The organism is Actinoplanes sp. NPDC051411 (genome assembly GCF_040682075.1).
In the GTDB taxonomy this organism is placed as follows: Bacteria; Actinomycetota; Actinomycetes; order Mycobacteriales; family Micromonosporaceae; genus Actinoplanes.
In genome coordinates this window covers 1-21,292 of sequence record NZ_JBFBAD010000160.1, presented here as the reverse complement: position 1 = coordinate 21,292, position 21,292 = coordinate 1, and the positions used below count along the sequence as shown (strand labels likewise).

The window sequence follows — 21,292 nt, the reverse complement described above, 5'->3', positions numbered from 1 at the left end:
GGGCGCACCCTCCTTCCGGTGCGCCGCCCCCGGCGTACGGAAAAAGAGCTCAGCCCTCGAAGGGGCCGAACTTGACCACGGTGACCTTGATGTCGGCGCCGCTCGGCGCCGTGTAGGTGACCGCCTGGCCGGCGGCGGCGCCGAGGATGGCCTTGCCGAGTGCCGACTCGGGGCTGTAGACCGTGAGGTCGGTCGTCGAGGCGATCTCACGCGAGCCGAGCAGGAACGTCTCGGTGTCGGTGTTGTCCTCGTCGAAGTAGATCGTGACGACCGAGCCGGGCGTGACCTCGTCGGCCGTCTGCACCTCTCCGACCTCGGCGTTACGCAGGAACTCCTTGAGGTATTGAATGCGGTGCTCCTGCTTGCCCTGCTCCTCGCGGGCGGCGTGATAACCACCGTTCTCCCGCAGATCGCCCTCTTCGCGGCGGGCGTTGATCTCGGCGGCGACCGCCGGCCGGGCGGCGATCAAGTCGTCGAGCTCGGCCTGCAACCGGTCGTAGGCGTCCTGCGAAAGCCAGGTCTTCTGCGCCTCGGAACTGGACACGGTCGATCTCCTTGCTGGAACGGGGCAGTTTCAAGATCAGTGCGTCCGCTCAGCCTCGTTGTGCCTGTGTTGGTGCCGCTGTGCTGAACGGAGCGAATCACCAAGCTTACCAGCGGTACGCACCGCGCCTGGATTGCTCGATCTTGCACCATTCCGGGCGCCCGAGGGGTCCGCTAGTCGGCTGCTTGACAACCGAGCACGTAACCGGCCGACGCCTTCGCCGTGGTCGTGACCGCTTCCTTGGCGTCGATCGAGGTGCCGTCGCCGGCCGGCCGCACCACCACGTCACGGTCGCCGAGCACGTTGCCGCCGTAGTCGCGGGCCTCGAGCGCGCACTTGGCGGGCGCCCCGGCCGGCACCGTGACCGTGAAGTGGATCAGGATCTGGGAGTTGGTCGGCGGGTCCCATCCGACGATCTGCGCCTGGTAGGCCGTCTGGCCGAACTGCTGGTAGAGCTTCACCGTCACGGCCAGCGAGGCGGCGATGACCACGGCCAGGATGATCACTGGCACGAAGGGCCGGCGCCGGCCCTCGCGGCGGCGGCCGTAACGGCCGGGCGGGAAGACAGGTGTCGTGCCGGCCGTGGTTGTGGCGCGCGTCTCGCTCACGTGACGACCTCTCGTGCGTTTGTTGTCGGTGGGATCGGCCAGAATGGCAGAGTCCATCTTCGCAGCCAGTCCCAGCCGCCTTCGGCGGGGTCGGGGGAGCAGGGAGTTTTCGGTGACGGAGCAGTTGCGGCTCATGGCAGTGCACGCGCACCCCGACGACGAGTCGAGCAAGGGCGCGGCGACCACGGCCCGTTATGTGGCCGAGGGAGTCAAGGTGCTGGTCGCCACCTGCACCGGCGGTGAGCGCGGCAGCGTGCTCAACCCGAAAATGGAGCGTCCCGAGGTGCTGGCCGACATCGCCAACATCCGGCGGGCCGAGATGGCCCGGGCGCGCGAGATCCTCGGCATCGAGCAGGCCTGGCTGGGCTTCGTCGACTCGGGGCTGCCCGAGGGTGACCCGCTGCCGCCGCTGCCCGACGGCTGCTTCGGCATGGTCGACCCGGAAGAGGGCGCCCTGCCGCTGATCAGGCTGATCCGCGAGTTCCGGCCGCACGTCATGACGACCTATGACGAGAACGGCGGCTATCCGCACCCCGACCACATCATGTGCCACAAGGTGTCGGTGATCGCGTTCGAGCGGGCCGGCGACCCCGACTACCACCCCGAGCTCGGCGAGCCGTGGCAGCCGAGCAAGCTCTACTACAACTCCGGGTGGACCCGGGCCCGCATGCTCGCGCTGCACGAGGGCATGCTGGCGGCCGGCCTCGAGTCGCCCTACACGGAGTGGCTGGAGAAGAGCGAGGAGCGTCCGGACCGCGGCGACAAGATCACCACGCGGGTCGAGTGCGGCGAATACTTCGAGGTCCGCGACGAGGCGCTGCGGGCCCACGCCACCCAGGTCGACCCGGACGGCTTCTGGTTCCGCATCCCGCTCGAGCTCCAGCAGAAGGTGTGGCCGACCGAGGATTTCGAGCTCGCGCGGTCGCTGGTCGACAGCCCGGTGCCCGAGTCCGACCTGTTTGCCGGGATTCGCGAACCGGTCGACGCCCGCTGATCGGCGGGCGCCGGGGGCAGTAGGCTGCTGAGCATGGGCACTTTCGCGGTCAACAACTTCGGCGACACCCGGTCCGGCGGCCTCGCCGGGCCGATGGGCCTCCTCGTGATCGTGTTGCTGTGCATAGCAACAGTTCTGCTCATTCGCAATATGAACAAGCGCTTGCGTCGGCTTCCCGACAGTTTTTCCTCTCCCGAGCAGACGCAGCGTGAAGCTGAGATTGCCCGGCTGAACGCCGATCTCGACCGTCCGGCCGCCGGGACGACCCCTCGCAACGTCGAGCAACCTCGATCGGTGACCCCGGACGAGGGTACGGAAGACGAGGTCACGGCCGACAATACTGAGGGTGACGTAGCCTCGGCCGACCGCGACGAGCGGCACATCTGACCACGTCGAAGGCCGTCGAAGCGTCGCGCGCGTCGGAACGCAGGGTATTCGTCTGACTGATAGGTGACGCGCGTCCTTCATCTACCCCTGTTGCGTTCATCGGGATTGATTTAGCCTTCCGGCCGGGGGGCTTTACCGCCCCTTGACCCTGTGCGGAAGGGGGCGTTGAAAATGACCATTCCTCGCCCTCGGCATTCTCCACTGCAGATGCACGTGCATCCGCGAGTGCCGCTCATGAACTGGGGGAACTCATGAGCGCACCGCCCGTGAGCCAGCCCGAGGCGCGTCGATCGTGGATCGATGTGATCGGCCTTGGTGGACGACCGAAAGCAGTTAGGCTCCTTACCGCGGTAATTGTCGGAGCGGCTGTTCTAATCGCTGTTGGCGGCACCCTGATCCCGGCCCCGCTTCCCTCCGGCCGTCCATTCCCGGCCGTCATCGGTGTGCTAGTCGCCACCGCCCTCGCGGCCGTCGCCCAGCTGGCCCGTCTGCGCTTCCGGCTCGGCCGGGGCGTGGTGTCGGTCGCCTGGGGTGAGGCTGCCTTCATCATCGGCTTCATCGTGGCGCCGCCCGGCTGGCTGCCGCTCGCGACCCTGGCCGGCGCATCGATCGCCTGGGCCGCGCTCTCCTGGCTCAACGAGCACCGCAACGTCGCCGACGTGGCCCACCTCACCGCGTCGCTCAGTCTCGGCTCGACCGGCGCCGCCGTCGCGACCTCGCTGATCGCCGGCCACGCCGGGACGGTCAGCGTGCGCATGCAGCTCGGCCTGACCGTGGGCGCCGCCGTCTATCTCGCGATCACCTTCGCGCTCGCCGTGATCACGCTCCGGTTGCACCGCGACGCCGACACCCGGCAGATCCTCGCCCGCGTGCCCTACGCGAAGGTTCCGATCTTCGTTGGCAACGTAATCATCGGCGTCGGCGCCGTGTTCGCCCTGATCCGCCAGCCGCTCTGGCTGGTCGCGTTCGTGCCGTTCCTCTGGCTGCTGCAGCGCAGCTACCGCTTCCACCTGCGGGCCGAGGAAGAGCGCCGCCTCTGGGAGGCGTTCGCCGAGGCGACCGCCGCGCTGCCCGGCGGCGCCGTCGCCGACGTCGCCACGGCCGGGCTCAACGGTGCCCTCACGGTCTTCGGCGCCCGGCGCGCCGAGATCGAGGTACGCGGCGAGGACGCCATGACCCGCTACGCCGAGGACGGCCCCGGGGTCGAAAACCCGGCCGCCGGACTCCCCGGCCCGGCGATCACCCGCACGATGGCCGTGGCCGGCGAGGTGATCGGCGAGCTGACCGTCTGGCTCTCCGAACCGACGCTGCCGGTGCCCCGGGACGAGGCCGCGATCTCGGCGTACGGCGACGCGCTCGCCGGGGCGCTGCACGACGCGGCGGGCCGTGCGCGGGTCGCCGCGCTGGAGAAGCGCGTCGAATTCGAGGCCGTGCACGACCTGCTCACCGGGCTGAAGAACCGCACCACCCTGGTCTCCGAGGGCGACCGGATCGCCCGGGCGCTCGAACGGGAGAAGCCGCTCGCCCTGCTCCTGCTCGACGTCAACGACTTCCGCGAGGTGAACGGCACGCTCGGGCACCGCTGCGGCGACGAGGTGCTCAAGGTGGTCGCCGAACGGCTGGCCGCCCTGTCCCGCGAAGGCGAGCTGGTGGCGCGCATCGGCGACGACGAGTTCGCGCTGCTCGTACCCCATCTGCCGACGCTGGCCGACGCGGCCGGCACCGGCCTGACCCAGGCGTTGCGCCGGGCCCGCGAGGTGGTGGAGGAACTGTCGCAGCCGATGGAGGTGTCCAGCGTCCGACTCGCGGTCGAGGTCGCGGTCGGGGTCGCGGTGACACCGGCCGGGCGGACCGACATGGTCGAGCTGGTGCGGCGGGCCTCCCTCGCGCTCGACCAGGCCAAGGACGACGAGGTGGCGGTCGCGACGTACGACAGCGGCCAGGACGCGGTCACCACCGACGGTCTGGCGCTGCTGGCCGAGCTGCGGGACGCTCTCGCCGCCGACGACCAGGTAGTGCTGCACATGCAGCCGGCGGTCGACCTGATCACCGCGGCGCCGACCGGGGTCGAGGCGCTGGTCCGCTGGAAGCACCCGCGGCGCGGACAGCTCTCGCCGGGCGACTTCATCCGCACGGTCGAGCACACCGAACTGCTGGGGCCGTTCACCCGCCGGGTTCTCGACCTGGCCCTGTCGACGGCCGCCGAGTGGACCGAGGCCGGTGTCGACCTGCCGGTGTCGGTCAACGTGGCCGCCCGCAGCCTGCTCGACCCGACCTTCCCGGCCCAGGTCGCCGACGCGCTGCGCCGGCACCGCATGCCCGCGTCGAGCCTGGTCCTGGAGATCACCGAGTCGGTGGCGGTCAGCGAGCAGGACATCGTCGACGACGTGCTGGGCGAGCTGCGCGACAGCGGTATCCAGCTGTCCCTGGACGACTTCGGCACCGGCTATTCGTCGCTGGCGATAGTGACCCGGGTGCCGGTCGACGAGATCAAGATCGACCGGTCCTTCGTGGACGACATGATCGACCTGCCGGCGGCCGAGGCGGTCGTGCGGGGCGCGGTCGAACTCGGTTCCCGTCTCGGCGTACGCGTGGTCGCCGAAGGTGTCGAAACCACCGAGCAACGGGCCGCGCTGATGGCGCTGAACTGCCCGACCGCGCAGGGCTACCACTTCTGCAAGCCGATGCCGCCCGACCGCATCGTCTCCGCCCTGATCCGGCTCAACGAGGCCGCCCAGGACGCCGAGATCGTCCCCCTGCGGGCGGACGACGCCTCCTGAACTTGCCCGTTTTGATTAGAGTGCCGTTCACGAGTTCGGAGGCCGTCCAGTTCCCGGCCGACGCGGTGCGTGGGCACGCCGCGGCCGGCCCGCCCGGCCGGCGATTCGCTGCCACTGCGGAAGCTCCGCCGCGACTCGTCGCCGGCCGGTCGCGATCCGGCCTCGCCTTCGGCCGTGCATGATCCGCCGAGTCTCACGCTGACCGACACCGACCGGGCTCGACGCCGACGGCAACCTGCAGGCGCCGCTGACCGAGGAAGAAATCGCCCACAACGAGGCGATCCGGCGCCGGGCCACCGACCGGGATTGAGGCCCGGCCTCCTGTGTCATCCGCGCAGCTACTAGAACGGCGACGGGGGCGTAAGAGCTCGGCAGGCTGCTCACCGCGGCGCAACTTTCCGGCGCGCCCGCGACACGGAGCAGGCCGCCTTCAAGACGGTACTTCTCGCCGCCACAACGTACAAAGTATCCGAATCAGACGCCTCCTAAGGGACCTGAATTCCGGACTCGCCCGCCGGCACCGTCATTCGACAGATGCAAGAGCACGGCGCGTGTGATCACCATGTCGACACAACGTTCTTGGAGGTAGTCATGAGTAAGCCCGTGATCGTGCTCGTCCACGGAGCTTTCGCCGAGTCGGCAAGCTGGAATGGCGTCATCCAGCGCCTGCGTGATGCAGGTTTCCCGGTTCTCGCGGTCGCCAACCCGCTGCGGGGTGTCGGCAGCGACAGCGACTACCTGCGATCCACCCTGGGTGGCGTCAGCGGTGATGTTGTCCTGGTCGGTCACTCGTACGGTGGCATGCTCATCACCAACGCCGCCGTCGGCAACCCGGCTGTCAAGGCGCTCGTCTACGTCGGCGCGTTCGCACCAGACGCCGGTGAGAGCGCAGCCGCGTTGGCCGGCCGGTTCCCGGGCAGCTCGCTCGGCGACACGCTGCGGCCCGTCAAGCTGCCGGACGGCACGTCGGACTTGTACATCAAGCAGGAGCGTTACCACCACCAGTTCGCCGCCGACTCGCCGGCCGACGCCGCCGCCGTCATGGCCGTGACCCAGCGGCCGATCACCGACGCGGCGCTGAACGAGGAGTCGGGCGAGCCGGCCTGGAAGTCGTTGCCCAGCTGGTTCCTGTTCGGCAGCGACGACCTGAACATTCCGGTGGAAGCTCATCGGTTCATGGCCGAGAGGGCCGGCTCCCGCAAGACGATCGAGCTGGCCGGCGGCTCGCACACCGTCGCCATTCCCGAGGCGGCCACGTTGGCCGACCTCATCGTCGAGGCCGCCGGCTGAGCCGGCCGCCTTCGCGTGCCGGCCCGTAGTGGAGCTCGGATCGCCGCACCTTCATGAGGCGAGCCGCGACCGTTGCGGGGCCACCGCAGCGGTCAGCTACGCCGGCGTCGGAATCGCCGCTGCGTCCACGACCGCCACAGCCACAGACGCCAGCACCGGCCTCCCCGATTTCGCGCCGATTCCGAGCGGTGCCTACGGCCCGGCGCTCAACCCCGCCGGATACTTCGTCGGCTGTGTCGACGGCAATCTCTACTGGGTGACAGACGGCTTTTATCAATAGATGTTCCTGAGCAACCGACAGCAGACGCCGGTGCGCTGGCCGAGACGATCGACCAGCGCACCGGCATCGGCATGCCGGGATACCTACCCCGCCGACTCCCAGGCGCATCAAGTACCCACGGGCGTCCGGGTCGGCGGTGGGCGAACACCCACACCCCGTCGACAATTACCACAGTCCGCACCGGGACGGTCACCTGGTAGCAAGACACCGATCAGCGGAAGGTCTACACCTTTTCGCCGGCCCCAGCCCGCTCGGCGGCTAACGCCCGCTGACGCTCCGCGAACAGCACCTTCGAAAGCTCCCCGAAGTCGCCCGATTCGTTGACGTGGGGGAACTGTTCATCAGGGACCGGCACGTCGAGGAAGTCACAGAGTGGCTGCCAACCCTCACTCACCCTGTATACCAACAATTTATCGGCTGGCACCGTTGCTTTTACCTCGGCGATGTGCCGATTGAAGACCCCAACGGCCTCATCCTCGTCCATCTCATTCAATGGCCGGTCGTCGCCGAAGTCAAAGATGCGAGGCAACAGCTCCTCGAACGTGAAACGGCCGAACGCGATGGCGTCCGGATCCGGATCCCCGGACTGCGGCGGCGGTTCAGGTAGGGCGAAAATGGTGCGCTTGGCGCTTCGGTACCAGCTGTGCGGGTCCCGAACCGTCAGCACCACCTTCGCCTCAGGCCACGCTTCCAACTGCTCACGCCAGAACGCGCATCCGGGGAAGTCCACCGTCGCCCGATATCCGTCGAAAACACTGCGAACGTCCACCGGGTCACTAGCGAACGCTTCTTGCCAAAGTGGCATCTGCCTAGGCTTTGTAATCACATCAACCATGTGGTGACACGGCCCGAAACCAAGCGTCTCCAACGCCGCTCGGAGAGATAATGTTCCGGTACGGCCAAATCCTGCGCCGATAACTTCGATGCCCATTGCAACCTCTCGTGCGAAGCCGTTCCCCGCGCACGCAATGATATGGCACGACATCGATTTGGCCAGCAACCGGGTGCAGATCCCGCCAGCTAATACTCCAGCACGAGATCCGTTCTTGACACCCTTCGGGTTGGGGTCTGGTGTAGATCCGCTGTGAGGCTTGCGGGTGATCGTCCGAGTACGTAGGTGTCGGCTCTGCTGATTGCATGCGATCCGGCGATGGTGCGGCGTTGACGAGGTGGAACGGGCCCGGCGAGAGCGAGTGCGGCCGTAAGCAGCCCAAGGCCACCACCTGGGCGCGCCGGCGCGCTCGGCGATCGCGGCTCGGTCGTGGGCTGCGTGTCTACCAGCTACCCTCCTGCGCACCCGAGCTCAACCCATGAGATGAGGAGTGGGAGGTTGGCATCTCGCAGGTGCTCCTCGATCAAAGGAACTCGGCTGACTGTACCGCTGTGATCCACTACGTTTCCCGGCTATGCAGCCTTCCGTACGGATCATCACACCGATCGCCGCCCCGCCCTCGCGAGTGTGGGAAATCCTGGTCGACCTGCCGGGTTATCGGGTCTGGCACCCGAACATGGAAGTCTTGGACTCCGACGCGACGCTCACCGTCGGGTCCCTGCTCCGTCTGCGGACGAACGGCGGGACGGCGGCCGAACTCGAGTTCACCGTAACCGTGACCGAGGTGGACGAACCCTCGGTCCTCGCTTGGCAGGGCGGCGATCCCAAGACGTTCTACGGCCACCACCGCTTCACTCTTGTTCCGGAGGACGGCGGCACCCGCCTGGTGAACGAGGAGACTTTCAGCGGTGCGATGGCCGATGCCGTCCTGGCCCAGAACCGCGCCGCCGTCGAAGCTCAGTACACCGCTGGTGACGCCGCGCTGAAATCCGCGGCCGAGGACTCTTAACCGCTGTAGGGGCCCGGCCGCGACGGAGCAGGGTGCGGTAGTCGGCGGACTGGGTGGCAGGGCCGGCGACACCCGCACCGTGCCCTCGGCGGTCACCTTCACCACCGGCGTGACACCTACCCGCAGGTGGAACATCGTCGCGATCAACGCCACGATCCGGGCCAGCGTCCATTGGCGGTCACCTCCTCACCCCGGATTTCCGGCCGGCGTATTGATCCTCGCCGTAGCCGGGCGGCGGCCGGTCCGCGGAGGCGTCCGCTACGGCCTCGGAAACCAGCTGCTGCGGGTGATGCAGGCCGCCGAGCGCACCATGCAGCCGCAGCACGTTTTCCCAGAGCGCCAGCGGGCGACACCGACAGCGACAGATGGGTGGACGACGGCTACTTGATCTGCTCTCGGGGAGCAGGTATCCGGCCAGCCAGGCGCCGAGCAGCGGCGGGACGGGCCAGCGGAACCAGCGGCGAGCAGCCCGCTCAGGAGCGCGGCCCGCGCACTGTGTTGAGACGGACATATTGCCGGATTCCGCGGCGTCGCTGAGGTCGACCGTGATCGTTGGATCGGTATCTGACGCCTCGCGTCGGCGCATTCCCTCGCCACGTTTTCTGAAAGGCTGATGGGCTCAGTCGACTGGAGCGCATGAAACGGGCAAACCGGGCAATCTGCGCCGCCCCCTGATTTGCCCATGAGCGGAGTATGTATAAATCAGGTGGCCGGGATAGCGGCTTCTGAATGTGGATATCGGCGCTTCCCGATGTGAGAGGCTGGCCAACGTGAACCGATTGGGCGCTGCGACCTCGCCGTATCTGCTCCAGCATGCCGAGAATCCGGTGGACTGGTGGCCGTGGAGCGACGAGGCGTTCGAGGAAGCACGGCGGCGCGACGTGCCGGTGCTGATCTCGGTCGGCTACGCGGCCTGCCACTGGTGTCACGTGATGGCGCACGAGTCGTTCGAGGACGAGACGGTCGCCCGGCAGATGAATGAGGGCTTCGTCGCGATCAAGGTGGACCGTGAGGAGCGGCCCGACGTCGACGCCGTCTACATGACCGCCACCCAGGCGATGACCGGGCAGGGCGGCTGGCCGATGACCGTGTTCGCGACGCCGGACGGCGATCCGTTCTTCTGCGGGACGTACTTCCCGAAGGCCAACTTCCGGCAGCTGCTCGGCGCGATCGGCAAAGCCTGGCGGGAGCAGCGCGCCGAGATCGTCGAGCAGGGTGCCCGGGTCGTCGAGGCGATCGGCGGGGCCCAGCTGGTCGGCGGCCCGACCGCGCCGATCTCGGCCGAGCTCCTGGAGGCGGCGGCGTCCGGGCTGGCCAAGGAGCACGACCAGCTGCGCGGCGGCTTCGGCGGGGCACCCAAGTTTCCGCCCCACATGAACCTGCTCTTCCTGCTGCGGCACCACCAGCGCACCGGGTCGGCCGCGTCCCTGGAGATCGTGCGGCACACGATCGAGGCGATGGGCCGCGGCGGCATCTACGACCAGCTGGCCGGCGGGTTCGCCCGCTACGCGGTCGACGCGACGTGGACCGTGCCGCACTTCGAGAAGATGCTGTACGACAACGCGCTGCTCCTACGGGCATACACGCAGGTCGCGCGCCTCACCGACGACCCGTTCGCCCGGCGGATCGCCGACGAGACGGCCGCGTTCATGCTGCGCGACCTGGCGACCCCGGCCGGCGGGCTGGCGTCGGCCCTCGACGCCGACACCGAGGGCGTCGAAGGGCTGACCTACGCGTGGACGCCGGCCCAGCTGATCGAGGAACTGGGCGAGGAGGACGGCACCTGGGCGGCCGACCTGTTCAACGTCACCCCGGCCGGCACATTCGAACACGGCAGCAGCGTGCTGGTGCTCGCCCGCGACATCGACGCGGCGGCTCCCGACCTGGTCAAGCGGTGGGAGGACGTTCGCGCCCGGCTGCTCGCCGCGCGCGCCCGGCGGCCGCAGCCGGCCCGCGACGACAAGGTGGTCGCCTCCTGGAACGGGCTGGCGATCACGGCGCTGGCCTCCCACGACGCCCCGGCGTCACGGGAGGCGGCGGTGGCGCTGGCCGAGGTGCTCGCCGAGCGCCATCTGGTCGACGGGCGGCTGCGGCGGGTCTCCCGCGACGGCGTGGTCGGCACTCCGGCCGGCGTGCTCGACGACTACGGCTGCGTGGCCGAGGCGTTCCTGGCCGTGCACCAGCTCACCCTCGACGGGCGCTGGCTGACCCTGGCCAAGGAACTGCTCGACGTGGCACTGGCCCACTTCGGCACCGGGGCGGGCGGCTTCTACGACACCGCCGACGACGCGGAACGCCTGGTCACCCGCCCGGCCGACCCGACCGACAACGCCACACCGTCCGGCCAGTCCGCCCTCTGCGCGGCCCTCGTCGGCTATGCGGCGCTGAGCGGCGAGACCGCCTATCGCGAGGCGGCCGACGCGGCGCTGGCCACGGTCGGGCCGCTGATCGGGGGACACCCGCGCTTCGCGGGCTATGCGGCAACCGTCGCCGAGGCGGCACTCTCCGGACCGTACGAAATAGCGATCGCGACCGAGTCGCCGGAGAGTGACCCCCTCGTCGCCGCCGCCCGGCGGCATGCCCCGCCGGGAAGCGTGCTCGTGGCCGGTCGCCCGGACCAGCCGGGGGTGCCGCTGCTGGCCGACCGGCCGTTCATCGACGGTGCGGCGGCGGCCTACGTGTGTCGCGGCTTCGTCTGCGACCGCCCGGTCACGACGCCCGAGGAGCTGATCGCCCGCCTGACGGCATGAGCCGCGCGGCGGAAGCCTCCAATAACCGGCGTCGTTCCTCCCGATATCCTACTTGTCCTGTGCCTAGCTGTCGCACGTCGGGCGGTCGGCGCACTACGCTGGGCGGACGATGGATATTCGAACCGGTCTGCCCGTGGTCGGCATGGTGGGCGGCGGCCAGTTGGCTCGCATGACGCACCAGGCCGCGATCTCCCTTGGTCAGTCGCTGCGGGTGTTGAGTGTGTCGGCGGACGACAGCGCGGCGCTCGTCGCCAGTGACGTGCGGATCGGGGAACACACCGATCTGGCCGCCCTGCGAGAGTTCGCCAAGGGCTGCGAGGCGGTCACCTTCGACCACGAGCACGTGCCGACGGCCCACATCGAGGCGCTCGAAGCCGAAGGCGTCAAGATTTTCCCCGGGTCGCGGGCGCTGGTGTTCGCGCAGGACAAGGGCATGATGCGGGAGCGTCTGGGCGAGCTCGGCGCGCCGGTGCCGCGGTGGGGGCACGTCACTTCGCTCGCCGACGTCGAAACCTTCGCCGGCGGTGCCTGGCCGGTGGTGGCCAAGGCGACCCGCGGGGGATACGACGGCAAGGGCGTGTGGATGCTCTCCTCGCCCTCATCGGCGTGGGAGCTGGTCGAGAGCGGCACGCCGCTGATCGTCGAGGAGCGGGTGCCGCTTCGCCGGGAGTTGGCGGCGCTGGTCGCCCGGTCGCCGTTCGGGCAGGTCGCGGCGTACCCGATTGTCGAAACCGTGCAGCGGGACGGCATCTGTGTCGAGGTTCTGGCGCCCGCGCCGGGCCTCTCCGAGGCCCGGGCGCTGCAGGCGCAGCAGCTGGCGATCGACCTGGCCAACGAGCTCGGCGTGGTCGGGCTCCTCGCCGTCGAGCTGTTCGAGACCGACGCCGGCATCGTGGTCAACGAACTGGCGATGCGCCCCCACAACTCCGGCCACTGGACGATCGAGGGGGCCCGCACCTCCCAGTTCGAGCAGCACCTGCGGGCGGTGCTCGACTACCCGATGGGCGAGACCACGCTGACCGCCCCGGCCGTGGTGATGGCCAACGTGCTCGGCGGCGAGCCCGGCGGCATCTCGATCGACGAGCGGCTGCACCACCTGTTCGCCGAAGACCCGGGCGCCCGCGTGCACCTCTACGGCAAGCAGGCGCGGCCGGGCCGCAAGATCGGGCACGTCACGGTGCTCGGCGACGACATGACCTCGGTGCGGGCCCGCGCGGCCCGGGCCGCCCAGTGGCTTCAGGAAGGCGAATGATGGCACCCGCTCCCGCCGTCGGCATCATCATGGGCAGCGACTCGGACTGGTCCACGATGGAGGCGGCCGCGGTCGCGCTGGCCGAGTTCGAGGTGCCGTTCGAGGTCGGCGTGGTGTCGGCGCACCGCACGGTCCACAAGATGGTTTCCTACGCCGAAAGCGCGGCCGACCGGGGCCTCCGCGTGATCATCACCGGTGCGGGCGGAGCGGCCCACCTGCCGGGCATGGTCGCGGCGCTGACGCCGCTGCCGGTGATCGGCGTGCCGGTGCCGCTCAAGCACCTCGACGGCATGGACTCGCTGCTCTCGATCGTGCAGATGCCGGCCGGCGTCCCGGTGGCCACCGTGTCGATCGGCGGGGCGCGCAACGCGGGGCTGCTCGCGGTACGCATCCTGGGGGCGGCCGACGCCTCGCTGCGCGCCCGGATGGTCGCCTTCCAGGCCGGGCTCGAGAAGATGGTCGCCGAGAAGGACGCCGCCCTCCGTGATCGCCTGATGAGCTGACGGGGCGTTAGGCTCGGGTCGTGATGCGGCGTTGGGGCTCGAGCCTCCTGCTGGTCGCCGCGGCCGTGGTGATCGGCGGCTTCGAGGCGGTGGCCGGTTCCCGGTGGACAGCCATCGGCGTCTTCGTGTTTCTCCTGATCGCGGCAGCTGTGCTGTCGCCGCGCGCGTTTCCGCGCCCGATGACCGACGAGGCGGCCCGGGTGGCCAGCGACGACGACGGCCGGCCGATCGTCTACTGGCGACCGGGCTGCCCCTACTGCATGCGGCTGCGGGCCAAACTGGGCCGCGACGCCCGGCACCTGTTGTGGGTCGACATCTGGGCCGACCCGGAGGGCGCGGCGTCGGTCCGCGAGGTCACCGGCGGCGACGAGACGGTGCCGACGGTGATCGCGGGCGACCGCTCGTTCATCAACCCGAGCGTCGACGTGGTGCGGGGGCTGCTGCCGCGCATGACCACCTCGTAGACACTCAGCCGAGTCGAAGCGGAAGCCATTCACCGGGGACGAGATGGCGCGTTGAGAGGGCGACCTCGGAACGCTACGGGCCTTGGAAGAACCCGTATCGACGGTTGCGTCGGTGGGCTGCCGCCTGCACCTGGGCGGGGCTGAAGCCCAACTGGTCATGCTTGCCGAACTCGACGACGATATCGACTGAGACGCCCAGATTGATGCCACGCTCGGGCGGGCCCACCAGCACGGCGCTGGGGCCTCTGAAGGGGCTCGACATCGACCAGACGCGGGTACGCGAGGGCATTGGCCGGTCCCGTGGCGGGCTGACCACCAAGATTCAAAATCGTTGACCGGCGACCGGTCGTGCTCGTCACGCGGCTTCCACCGGCGCGGGCCGGCCACCCGTTGCGAGAAGCCCGGCGTCCCATTCCAAGCCGCCTTCGACCTCGTCTGCACGGCCGTTGTGTGCGCCTCGGTGGTGGCTACTCCGGCACCGGCAGGGGTGACGGCAGCTCGTCGTACTCGCCCAGGGCGTGCCGGAGTCGATGGTTGAGGTCGCTGATCGCCTGCCGCAACTGCCTCTCGGTCGGGCTCGACTCGGCGAGCGACTCCCGCGCCAGCCGCTGCCCGATCCGGTCGCGTAGATGCGGTGAGACCTCGCCCGCCCAGATTTCTCCTTCGAGGACGGCGAGCAGGCCGATCAATGCTGCCAAATCGGGTTGGCGGCAACTGCGCGGGCGGTCTGCTCACGACTTCAAGGGGGCTATGGGGACGAAACGAGCGGGGCCCACCGAAGGTTTTGCGGAATCCAGGAAGTGGTTGGTCGCTCGTCCTCCCTGATCGACTTATGGGGTCGGCTGCCCGAGGGTCGCGACCGCGGCACTCCATCCTCGACGGATCCCTCTCGCGCCGACCGGCGAGGTGACGCCGAGAATCAGGAACCCCGAGGTATGACGTCGTCGTCCAGGACGGGCCGGTGAGCCGGCCCGCGACGATTATGGCCGCAGCGCCAGGAGCAGGCGCCGGAGTGGGGCGAACCGAACCTGAAGAGCGGGCGCCGATCCGGCCGGAACGGGTGCAGGGGGATTGAGTGGCAATCAGAGCGGACTGTGGATACGGGACCCGGCCGAATCCCGTATTTCTGAAAAGCGCGACCCACCGCTCAGCGCATCTTGATCAGGGCGCCGCGGAAGCGTTCCTGGGCGCGGCGGCGGCTTTCGCTGGTCGCGCCGATGAAGAGCAGGATCACGCCGACCGGCACCAGCACCAGCCATGGGCCGACCAGGGTCGCCGCGAAGGTCAGGGCGGCGATGACGGTCGCCGCGGCGCCGACCACCACCGGGGCCTGCTGGCGGGTGATCGAGCCGACGATCAGGGTGCCGACCGCGCCGAGCAGCAGCAGAACCTGCCGAACCTCGTTGTCGTGGTTGGCCACCACGATGCCGACGGTCGGGACGAACGCGGCCAGCAGCGCCGGGCCGTAGGCCGCCCAGCTGCTCAGGTCGGGCCGGGTGCGGGCCTCGAAGATGCCGACCAGCAGGGCCATCGCGGCGAACGGCAGCGTGTAGGCCTCGGGGACCGCCACGTCGGCCAGCGCGATGAACAGCCACCAGCCGACGATCTCGAAGCCGACCGCCGTCCAGAAGAGGGTGCGGCGCTGGTTGGCGCGCCGGTCGCGCCGGGTCGCGGCCAAGCCCAGCACCGCGCCCCAGGCCGCGAAGAGGGCGGCCAGGTGGGCGGGTGAGTCGTAGGCGAGGGCGCCCGCGAGCAGGGCCGACGCGTAGCCGCTCCACTCGACCGTCATCGCCTCGATGCGGTATTGGGGGAGGCCGAGGCGGGGGAGTACGGCCTCCAGGATCAGCAGGGCGGCGCCGACCGCGAGCACGCCGAACGCGGCCCACGAGCGTTCCAGGCCGGCCGCGATCGCCACGGTCAGCACGAAGAACTGGCCCATCACGGCCGCGAACAGCCAGCCCAGCACGCGGGCCGACTGGCTCCGGCCGACGATCGCGGCGACCAGGCCGACCGCGATCGCGCTGCCCAACGTGAACAGGGTCAGTCGCTGCTGGGCCAGGCTGCCGGCCAGACCGGCGCCGCCGGCGAGCAGGCCGATCACGAAGACGACGTTGCGGGTGGTGCGCAGCAGTGAACCCCGGCCGGCCGGCGGCGGGGTCAGCGCGAGGCCGAGCATCGCGATGGTGAAAACGGCCAGGGCGGCGGTGGTCGCGGCCGGGAACGGCAGCCGCCAGGCGATCGGCGCGATGAGCAGGGTCACCGCGATGCCGGGCAGGATCACCGGCACCGACTCGGACGCCTTGCCGCCGAACCCGATCGCGGCCAGCGCGGCCGCCCCGGTGAGCAGCACGATCGCCAGCACGCTGGTCGCGTCGACGTAGCCCGGGGACGGCTGGGCGAGTGACGTGATCGGGCCGTCCCAGATGTGCTGCACCTGGGCGAGCGGGTCGATCAGGGCGGCTCGCAGGGCGGGCGCGATCGAGAAGATGGCGAGGACGGTCGGGACCAGGGCGAGGACGACCGCGCTGGTGGCCGGGTCGACCAGCCAGCGGCCGCTCAGCCCGATCGGGCGCCGGGTGGTCCAGCGGGGGGTGCGGCCCTCCGCGGTGTACCGGCGGCTGGACACCGTGAGGCCGGGTGCCGGGGTGGCGCCGCGGTAGAGCTCGGCCAGCACGCCGAGCAGGGCGGCCGTGGCGGCGTAGAGGGCGGTCGGGTAGGGCGTCGGGATCGAGGCGAACGCGGTGACGGTCGCGCCGAGCACCAGGCCGACGGTCGCCCAGGGCAGGTATTGCGGCAGGTATCGGCCGCCCAGGGCGAGCAGGGCCAGGCCGAGGGCCGACGCGGCGAGCGCGGCGGTCAGCACGACCTGGGCGTTGCGGCCCTGGTCGGCGGCGATCGAGGCGAGCACGCCGGGCAGCGCGAGCAGGACCGCGCCGGTGGCGGCGCCGCCGATCTGGGCCCGGTGCCGGGGCATGCCGGTGTCGTCGCGGGCCAGGTCGGCCTCGGTCGACGACGGCGTCCAGAACCTCGGGAGACCACGGATGGTCGCCTGCTGGTCGGCCAGTTCGTCGCCGGTGTAGGCGACCGGCGTGCGCGAGAGCCCGGCCACCAGCAGGCCGATGGCGACCACCAGCAGCAGGCCGACACCGGTCGACCAGGGCAGCACCAGGCCGGCGCCGACCGCGTAGAGCAGGACGACGGCGGCCGCGACGGCCCGGGCCAGGGCGGCCCGCGGGTCGGAGGCGATCACCGAGGCCACGCCGTAGGCCAGCGCGACCGCGCCGCCGATCAGCAGCGGCGACCACCAGGGCAGGCCGAGCGCGGCCGGGGCGCCGATCGCGGCGAGCGCGCCGCACAGCGCCGAGATGTCGAACGACCACGGCCGGGGCGCGGCCAGGGACGCCGCGAACGCGACGATGGCCAGCGTGAACGGGGCCTGCCAGGCCCCGGCGGCCGGGTGGGTCGAATAGTTGCTCAGGTCGCCGGCCCAGAGCCCGCCCGGGAAGGCCAGGTTGCGGAACGCGCCGGCCAGTGCCAGATAGCCCGCGAGCGCGCCGACCACCACGCCGGCCACCGCGAGGCCGCGGACCGGGCCGCGCCGCCAGTCTTCCGGCAGCACGGCCACGCCGAACGCGACCAGCAGCACCATGATGCCGGCGACCGCCAGCGGGGCGCTCGGGAAGGCGAGTGCGGCGACCCGGGACAGCGCGCCGATGATCGCCACGGTGGCGGCCGCGGCGGCGATGTCGGGGCCGTCGAGCACCCGGTCGCTGCGCCGGCCGTTGTCGATCGACTTCGCGGAGAACAGCAGGCCGGCCGCGACCAGGAGCAGCGCGCCGACCCAGATGTCGGGGCGGGTGGCGCCGTTGGCCAGCAGGGCGGCCAGGGCGAGCGAGACCGCGCCGAGCCCGGTGCCGATGGTCAACGGCAGGCTGATCTCGCGCCGGGCGACCTGGAACACGGCGGCGTAGCTGAGCGTGCCGGCGACGGCCAGGAAGCCGAGCGCCAGCGCGGGGACGGTCACGGCCTCGGTCGCGGGGGGTCCGCCGCCGTGGTCGGAGACGGCGAGAGCGCCGGTCACCACGGCCCCCGGCAGGGCCAGCGCGGCGGCGCCGGCCGCCCAGTCGCCGACCAGCCAGGAGTAGAGGCGGATGGGGATCTGCCGGGCGGCCACCACGACCATCACGCCGGCCCCGGCGAGCGCGGTCAAGACGGCCGCGGTCAGCCAGGAGGCGCTGAGGGCGGAGGCGGCCCCGAACACGCCGACGACCCCGGCCGCGACCACGTGGGTGACGGCGATGCGTTTGGTGTTGGCGGCCAGGCCGGCGGCGCCGATGGCGATCGCGGCCAGGACCAGGGGCCAGGGGGCGGTCGACCATTTCAGGCCCAGCGAGGCGGGCACGGACAGGGCGGTCAGGGCGACGCCGATCACGGCGCCCTCATGCCGTACGCCCGGGGGCAGCGCCAGCGCGGCGGCGATCGTCAACAGCAGCGCGCTGAAGGCGAGCAACCAGCCGGCCGGACCCGCCGCCTCGGCGATGTGACGCGCGTATTCGGCGGTGTCGGCTCGCCAGATCGGCCGTGCCGCCTGCACCGGGGCGAAGCCGGCGCGGATCGCGGCGACGCCCACGAACAGGCCGATGAGGGCGAGCGCGACCGAGGAGGCGATCTCGGGGCCGCGGCGCACCTGGGCCGGCACCAGGCCGACGACCGCGCCGCTGAGAGCCACCGCGGCGGCGGCCAGCGCCAGCGTCCAGTGCGGAGAGGCGACGTCGGCGACGCGGGCCGAGGCGCCGATCACCGCGAGGACCAGGACGCCGCCGGTGATGTTGCGGGCCATCAGGTTGTCGAGCAGCCGGGCGGCGGCGACCGCGGTGACCGCGGCGAGCACCAGCACCAGGCCCGAGCGCAGCGCGTCGGGCACGACCCGGGCCTGCAGCAGCGCGGCGGTCGAATAGAGCAGGGCGCCCGCGCCGGCCAGGCAGAGCAGGGCGAAGGTCAGCTCGCGCAGCCAGTCGGCGGACGGCGGCCTCGCGGGCGGGGCGAGCGGGACCGAGCCGGCCGCCGGCGCCCCGGCCGGGCGGGGGCCGGGGAAGATGCGGCTCGGCGCCCACCAGCGGCGCCGGCGGCCGGACAGACCCGGGATGACCAGGTCGGGCTCTTCCGGCGCCGCCTCCGGCCGCGGCTCGGGGTCGAGATCGTCTCGCCGGGTGTAGTCGGCTTCGCCCGCGGCCCGGGCCTCGTCCGCGTCGGCCAGCGACTCGCGGTCGGCCGCGACCGGGCGCCCGATCGGCCACTGCGGCACCAGGCGGCCGGCCCGGATCACGGTGGTGAGCAGCAGCAGGTCGAGCAGCGCCACGACGGTCAGGGCGAGTGCCCAGCCGGCCGCGCTCTGGATCATCGGGTAGGCGAGCAGCGGCGGCACCGGCTGCACGGCGATGACCGTCGCGTACCGCGGGGCGCTCAGGCGGGTGAAGGCGGCATAGAGGAAGCTGGCCACCGCGGTTATCGCGAAGCTGATGCCCAGATAGAGCGGGGACGAGACGCCCGCGCCGCCGGCGATCGGGGTGCCGTGCAGCGCGAACAGCGCCAGCGGCAGCAGCACCAGGCCGACGCCGGAGATCGTCTCGGCGGTCGAGCTGAGGCCCGTGCGGGCGATGCCGGGCGCGGCGACCAGGGCGATCAGGGCGGCGACGAAGAGGATCGTGGCCCGGGCGACCGGGTTGTTGACCGCGACGCCGGCGAACACGACCGCGGCCACGCCGATGAGCAGCGCGCCGATGGCGAGCATGATGTTCTGCACCGACTGCTGGGACGCCTCGGGCGGGTGTACCTCGGCGGTGGCGAAACCGGGGCGGCGGGGCGGCGCGAACCGGTCCTCGATCGGCGGCGGGTCGTCGGTGAGCAGGGTGACACCGTCGGTCGCGACGCCGGGTGGACCGGTGTGGGCGGTGCCGGGCTCGGCCCAGTCGGGCGCTGTGCGTCTCCCGGCGCGGGCCGAGGGGCCGGGTGGGGGGTTAGGTGCGCCGCCGGGCCGCCGGCTTCCGCCCGGCGGGGGCGGCGGTGGGGCCGGTTCGGTCCGGCTGCGGCCGGTGGGCGGTGGAGGTGCATCCGTACGCGCTTGGCCGCTCGGCGGGGGCGGTGCGTCCGTTCGGGTGCCGCCGCTCGGTGGCGGCGGTGCGTCGGCGCGGGGGCGGCCGTCGGGCGGCGGCGGGGCATCGGATCTCGGGCGGCCGTCGGGCGGGGGCGGGGCGTCGGATCTCGGGCGGCCGTCGGGCGGGGGCGGGGCATCGGATCTCGGGCGGCCGCTGGGCGGGGGCGGGGCATCGGACCGTGCGCGGCCGCTGAGCGGCGGGGGAGCGTCGGATCGCGCCCGGCCTCCCGGCAGGGACGGGGACTCCTCGTCGGCCGGCCGGCGCCCGCGGCGGGGCTTGGCCCGCTTCGCCTTCTGCTGAGTGTTGGCGTGGGACAGGATGTCGCGCTGGAACTGGGCCGCCTGGATCTTGGCGGCGATCTGGGTGCGCTCCTTGGCCGCGGCGATGTCGCGCTTCTTGAGGTCCGCGATCGAGGCATCGATCCGGGCCAGGTCATCGTCGTAGCCGTGCGGCTCCTCAGCCTGCGCCACCGAACCTCCTCGCCCCACACATCCGGATGACTGAAGCATGCCGGTCCGACACCTCATTAGAACAGCCTCAGCCGGGCTGAGAACGACAGAAACTGCTCAGCCTCGCGGTCAGGTACGGAAACCTCCGTCACACCGGAGGAGGATCACCCGTGTTCCGTCGCACAACCGCGGAGCCCTGGCACGCGCACGCTACGCGCCGGTAACATCGCGGTCGGGACCGCCGATCGGAAGGGCTTGGCCATGAGTGATTTCGACGTCTACCAGCTGCCGGAGGACCACGAGGCGATCCGTGCCGCGGTGCGCGAGGTCTGCGACGCCCGGGTCGCGCCACACGCGGCCGAGGCCGACGAGACCGGCGAGTTCCCCAAGGCGTCCTACGACGCGCTGCGCGCCTCCGACTTCCACGCGCCGCACATCCCGGCCGAGTACGGCGGGGCCGGCGCCGACGCCCTCGCCACCGCCATCGTGATCGAAGAGGTGGCCCGGGCCTGCGCCTCGTCGTCACTGATCCCAGCGGTCAACAAGCTCGGCACGATGCCGCTGCTGCTGTCGGCCTCCTCGTCGCTGAAGGAGAGGTACCTGCCGAAGGTCGCGTCGGGCGAGGCGATGTTCTCCTACTGCCTGTCCGAGCCCGAGGCCGGTTCGGACGCCGCGGCGATGACCACCAAGGCCGTCCGCGACGGCGACTTCTGGGTGCTCAACGGCGTGAAGCGCTGGATCACCAACGCCGGGGTGTCCGAGTTCTACACGGTCTTCGCCTCCACCGACGCCTCGGCCCGGTCGCGGGGCATCTCCGCCTTCGTCGTCGAGAAGTCCGACGAGGGTGTCAGCTTCGGCGCGCCGGAGAAGAAGCTGGGCATCAAGGGCTCGCCGACCCGAGAGGTCTACTTCGACAACGTACGCATCCCGGCCGACCGCATGATCGGCGACGAGGGCACCGGGTTCGCCACCGCGATGAAGACGCTCGACCACAC

The 21,292-nt window shown here is 71.1% G+C and carries 16 protein-coding genes; 10 read left to right on the top strand and 6 right to left on the bottom strand.

The features are described 5' to 3' along the window. Positions 1-49: 49 nt before the first annotated feature. Positions 50-544 (bottom strand): transcription elongation factor GreA, encoded by a 495-nt coding sequence (greA, locus tag AB0M88_RS46890; protein WP_364113646.1) that lies wholly within the window; start codon positions 542-544, stop codon positions 50-52. 173 nt (positions 545-717) lie between these two features. Further along, positions 718-1,152: a DUF4307 domain-containing protein gene (locus AB0M88_RS46885; protein WP_364113644.1), complete on the bottom strand. Its 435-nt coding sequence runs from the start codon at positions 1,150-1,152 to the stop codon at positions 718-720. 112 nt (positions 1,153-1,264) lie between these two features. Between AB0M88_RS46885 and mca the strand changes: the two genes are divergently transcribed. The 4 genes from mca to AB0M88_RS46865 all read left to right on the top strand — a co-directional run bounded on the left by mca (position 1,265) and on the right by AB0M88_RS46865 (position 6,603). Beyond that, complete coding sequence (mca, locus tag AB0M88_RS46880) at positions 1,265-2,146, top strand: mycothiol conjugate amidase Mca (RefSeq protein ID WP_364113642.1); 882 nt, start codon at positions 1,265-1,267, stop codon at positions 2,144-2,146. A gap of 33 nt (positions 2,147-2,179) precedes the next feature. Beyond that, a complete protein-coding gene (locus AB0M88_RS46875) occupies positions 2,180-2,533 on the top strand; it encodes a hypothetical protein (protein WP_364113640.1) in 354 nt (117 codons plus the stop codon). A 251-nt stretch (positions 2,534-2,784) separates the two neighbouring features. Next, complete coding sequence (locus AB0M88_RS46870; protein ID WP_364113638.1) at positions 2,785-5,313, top strand: bifunctional diguanylate cyclase/phosphodiesterase; 2,529 nt, start codon at positions 2,785-2,787, stop codon at positions 5,311-5,313. 591 nt (positions 5,314-5,904) lie between these two features. Next, on the top strand, positions 5,905-6,603 hold the full coding sequence (locus tag AB0M88_RS46865) for an alpha/beta hydrolase (RefSeq protein ID WP_364113636.1): 699 nt from the start codon (positions 5,905-5,907) through the stop codon (positions 6,601-6,603). A 503-nt stretch (positions 6,604-7,106) separates the two neighbouring features. On the opposite strand, the gene AB0M88_RS46860 is transcribed toward AB0M88_RS46865, so the two are convergent. Then, positions 7,107-7,814, bottom strand: a complete 708-nt coding sequence (locus tag AB0M88_RS46860) for a sulfotransferase family protein (RefSeq protein WP_364113634.1) — start codon at positions 7,812-7,814, stop codon at positions 7,107-7,109. A gap of 475 nt (positions 7,815-8,289) precedes the next feature. On the opposite strand from AB0M88_RS46860, the gene AB0M88_RS46855 reads away from it, so the two are divergent. Then, positions 8,290-8,724 (top strand): SRPBCC domain-containing protein, encoded by a 435-nt coding sequence (locus tag AB0M88_RS46855; protein ID WP_364113632.1) that lies wholly within the window; start codon positions 8,290-8,292, stop codon positions 8,722-8,724. Between the two features lie 178 nt (positions 8,725-8,902). Here the strand turns inward: AB0M88_RS46855 and AB0M88_RS46850 are convergent, their stop codons facing one another. Further along, positions 8,903-9,310 carry a hypothetical protein gene (locus tag AB0M88_RS46850; protein WP_364113630.1) on the bottom strand — a complete coding sequence of 136 codons (408 nt, stop codon included), beginning with the start codon at positions 9,308-9,310 and terminating at the stop codon, positions 8,903-8,905. A gap of 184 nt (positions 9,311-9,494) precedes the next feature. Here AB0M88_RS46850 and AB0M88_RS46845 point away from each other — a divergent pair, with 184 nt between their 5' ends. The 4 genes from AB0M88_RS46845 to AB0M88_RS46830 all read left to right on the top strand — a co-directional run bounded on the left by AB0M88_RS46845 (position 9,495) and on the right by AB0M88_RS46830 (position 13,693). Continuing rightward, complete coding sequence (locus AB0M88_RS46845; RefSeq protein ID WP_364113628.1) at positions 9,495-11,474, top strand: thioredoxin domain-containing protein; 1,980 nt, start codon at positions 9,495-9,497, stop codon at positions 11,472-11,474. A 109-nt stretch (positions 11,475-11,583) separates the two neighbouring features. Then, positions 11,584-12,726, top strand: coding sequence for a 5-(carboxyamino)imidazole ribonucleotide synthase (locus AB0M88_RS46840; protein WP_364113626.1), 1,143 nt, complete (start codon positions 11,584-11,586; stop codon positions 12,724-12,726). After that, positions 12,726-13,229, top strand: a complete 504-nt coding sequence (gene purE, locus AB0M88_RS46835; RefSeq protein ID WP_364113650.1) for a 5-(carboxyamino)imidazole ribonucleotide mutase — start codon at positions 12,726-12,728, stop codon at positions 13,227-13,229. Before AB0M88_RS46840 ends, purE begins: the two co-directional genes overlap by 1 nt. Before the next feature lie 23 nt (positions 13,230-13,252). Beyond that, positions 13,253-13,693, top strand: a complete 441-nt coding sequence (locus tag AB0M88_RS46830; RefSeq protein ID WP_364113648.1) for a glutaredoxin domain-containing protein — start codon at positions 13,253-13,255, stop codon at positions 13,691-13,693. A gap of 467 nt (positions 13,694-14,160) precedes the next feature. Here the strand turns inward: AB0M88_RS46830 and AB0M88_RS46825 are convergent, their stop codons facing one another. Both AB0M88_RS46825 and AB0M88_RS46820 read right to left on the bottom strand, forming a co-directional pair. After that, positions 14,161-14,391: a hypothetical protein gene (locus tag AB0M88_RS46825; protein ID WP_364113624.1), complete on the bottom strand. Its 231-nt coding sequence runs from the start codon at positions 14,389-14,391 to the stop codon at positions 14,161-14,163. 449 nt (positions 14,392-14,840) lie between these two features. Next, positions 14,841-20,318, bottom strand: coding sequence for a hypothetical protein (locus tag AB0M88_RS46820; RefSeq protein ID WP_364113622.1), 5,478 nt, complete (start codon positions 20,316-20,318; stop codon positions 14,841-14,843). 240 nt (positions 20,319-20,558) lie between these two features. Here AB0M88_RS46820 and AB0M88_RS46815 point away from each other — a divergent pair. Continuing rightward, positions 20,559-21,292, top strand: a 734-nt coding sequence (locus AB0M88_RS46815) for an acyl-CoA dehydrogenase family protein (RefSeq protein ID WP_364113620.1), incomplete at its 3' end; no start/stop codon positions are given.

Coding starts and splice junctions, on each gene's coding strand:
- AB0M88_RS46875 (WP_364113640.1), top strand. CDS start 2,180: ATGGGCACTTTCGCGGTCAACAACTTCGGCGACACCCGGTCCGGCGGC.
- AB0M88_RS46870 (WP_364113638.1), top strand. CDS start 2,785: ATGAGCGCACCGCCCGTGAGCCAGCCCGAGGCGCGTCGATCGTGGATC.
- AB0M88_RS46865 (WP_364113636.1), top strand. CDS start 5,905: ATGAGTAAGCCCGTGATCGTGCTCGTCCACGGAGCTTTCGCCGAGTCG.
- AB0M88_RS46860 (WP_364113634.1), bottom strand. CDS start 7,814: ATGGGCATCGAAGTTATCGGCGCAGGATTTGGCCGTACCGGAACATTA.
- AB0M88_RS46855 (WP_364113632.1), top strand. CDS start 8,290: ATGCAGCCTTCCGTACGGATCATCACACCGATCGCCGCCCCGCCCTCG.
- AB0M88_RS46850 (WP_364113630.1), bottom strand. CDS start 9,310: ATGCGCCGACGCGAGGCGTCAGATACCGATCCAACGATCACGGTCGAC.
- AB0M88_RS46840 (WP_364113626.1), top strand. CDS start 11,584: ATGGATATTCGAACCGGTCTGCCCGTGGTCGGCATGGTGGGCGGCGGC.
- purE (WP_364113650.1), top strand. CDS start 12,726: ATGGCACCCGCTCCCGCCGTCGGCATCATCATGGGCAGCGACTCGGAC.
- AB0M88_RS46830 (WP_364113648.1), top strand. CDS start 13,253: ATGCGGCGTTGGGGCTCGAGCCTCCTGCTGGTCGCCGCGGCCGTGGTG.